A 2071-nucleotide genomic window follows, 5' to 3' on the forward strand; every position below is an offset into this window, starting at 1 on the left:
CCATTATCCTTTGAGAGCTCAAAGTATTCCAAGAATGAAATAGAGCTACCTTCTATATAATTATTATTTGAAAAGTATTTATAGGTAGAATAAAGCCTATCGACAGGATCTCTAACAACCACTAAAATCTTTGCGTCTGGGATCAAAGAAATCACATCTAAAACTTCGGAATAGTATACATATGGGGCGCTTGACTCAAAACGAATTTTCGATAAATCACTATTAGGAAAAAAATCTTTGTACCCTGAAAAGCCATATTTTTCGTAATTATTACTGTTATATTTCCAGCATTTTTGGGGCACCAAAAAGAAAGTTTCTTTGGGGGTGCTCCCCTGTAATTCAGGGTGCGCATCTAGCCAATGATGCAATGAAGACGTTCCACACTTAGGGAAACCGACTATAAAAAGGGTTGGAGCAAATGCAACTTCATTCATTTATACGGCCCTCCCAAAGATCAAAAATTCTATCATTTGAAAACCTATTGCTAACTTTTTCAGAACAAATCTTGGTATCAAATATTGGTTTTTCGGAAAAAACAAATGACAGTGCTGATGAAAGATTTTTAACCGCATCATCTTCCAACAGACTCGACTGTCTATAAATAATCCCACCAGAATGAATTTTATAATTTGATTTTATTTTATCGCTAATTCCATAGATCTCTAGAGGCCCATAGTCACAATCAGAAGAGATCGAAGGAATACCAAGTAAAGCTGCTTCTGCCAATGAGTTTCCAAACCCTTCCCATCTACTCGGGAAAACAAAGTAGTCGCAGCGTGCTATATCACCCCAGGGATTATCAACAAACCCATGAAAAAAAACCTGCTCGTTAAGTTTTCTGCTAGCTACAAGTTTCTTTAACTCATTTTTTTCAGGCCCATCACCATAAATATTTAGCACAAATTGACTAGAAAGATGCTGCGGGAGCCCGGATATAGCTTTCAACAGAATATCTATACCTTTCTGCTTATCAAGCCTGCATGCTACCGCTAAGGAAGTTTTTCCTTGAGGTAGTTTTACCGTCGTTTTTTGGAGCTCTTTGGCTTTGCTCTTTAGTAAAGAAATATCGTAACCATTGTAGATAACAATAGGATTAGACTTCCAAAACAGGAAATGGCCTAACTGCTCACCTACACCTTTTGATAGAACCACCACATCTCTTCGGAAGTAGATTAACGACAAAAAAAGTTTAACTAAAAAGCCAATAAAAGGTGAAAATTTTGAATATTGAAGCTCTAGATTGTTTCTAACGCTAACTACCGTTTTTCCACCAAAGCATGAACTTAAAACATTAACAGCGTTTGATCTTTCTAAAAATGATATCGTTGCAGCCGGTTTAATTTTTTTCTTAATTAACAAAACTTTAAACCAATATAAAAACAAGGCTGTTACTTTCCCAAAAACCGTGGCCCTTTCTTTTATAGAAAGATCCAAATATTTGGCATCCTCGAATAGTGCAAAATTCCTTACTTCATAGTTAGAGGAGTAATAGCATTCATATCCACGACGACTAAACTCCCCACATAAGTTAGAAAGAACCTTTTCCGCCCCGCCCGTTCCTACATTATCAATCAAGAAAAGAATGCTCTTACTTCCATTGCCCATAAATCCTCTCTACAACTTCCCCTGTTATATCCTTTATACGCTTTTCATCTTCAACAGAAACTTTATCAACCCATGCTTTTGCCAAAGACTTTGAATCACGCTTAAAGTTGTGCAGCTGGCCTTTTGTTTTTTCCACAACACCGCCAACCATATTTTCATCGATAAATTTATCGAATTTTTCACTCCAACTAATTCCACAAAAATCAGCCATCTTCTTAAGAGACGTTAATGGCTCAGAGCATAGCTCTTCATGAGTGACGAAGAGAATATTATCGCGATCAAAATTCTGACTATATATCTTGTTCCAAGTTAGCGAAAATCTATCAATTTCATCAAGTTCATTTTCAGTATCGATAAAAGAGGATTTTTTCGGGTCTGAGCGCCAGTTCATGTTCTTAATCGATAACCAAACCGCACATGGATGGCGACATACAACCACATACTTTTCATTATTTTTATCTTTTAA

At 36.4% G+C, this 2071-nt stretch carries 3 protein-coding genes; all 3 read right to left on the reverse strand.

The window, feature by feature from the left end; translation table 11 throughout:
• Nucleotides 1–434, reverse strand: a 434-nt coding sequence (locus tag A3714_RS17455) for a sulfotransferase (RefSeq protein ID WP_197463345.1), incomplete at its 3' end; no start/stop codon positions are given.
• Complete coding sequence (locus tag A3714_RS17460) at nucleotides 427–1605, reverse strand: glycosyltransferase (protein WP_082844723.1); 1179 nt, start codon at nucleotides 1603–1605, stop codon at nucleotides 427–429. The genes A3714_RS17460 and A3714_RS17455, both read right to left, overlap by 8 nt.
• Nucleotides 1589–2071, reverse strand: a 483-nt coding sequence (locus A3714_RS02130) for a sulfotransferase domain-containing protein (protein WP_156493813.1), incomplete at its 5' end; no start/stop codon positions are given. The genes A3714_RS02130 and A3714_RS17460, both read right to left, overlap by 17 nt.

This window comes from Alcanivorax sp. HI0007, from assembly GCF_001635525.1.
GTDB lineage: Bacteria > Pseudomonadota > Gammaproteobacteria > Pseudomonadales > Alcanivoracaceae > Alcanivorax.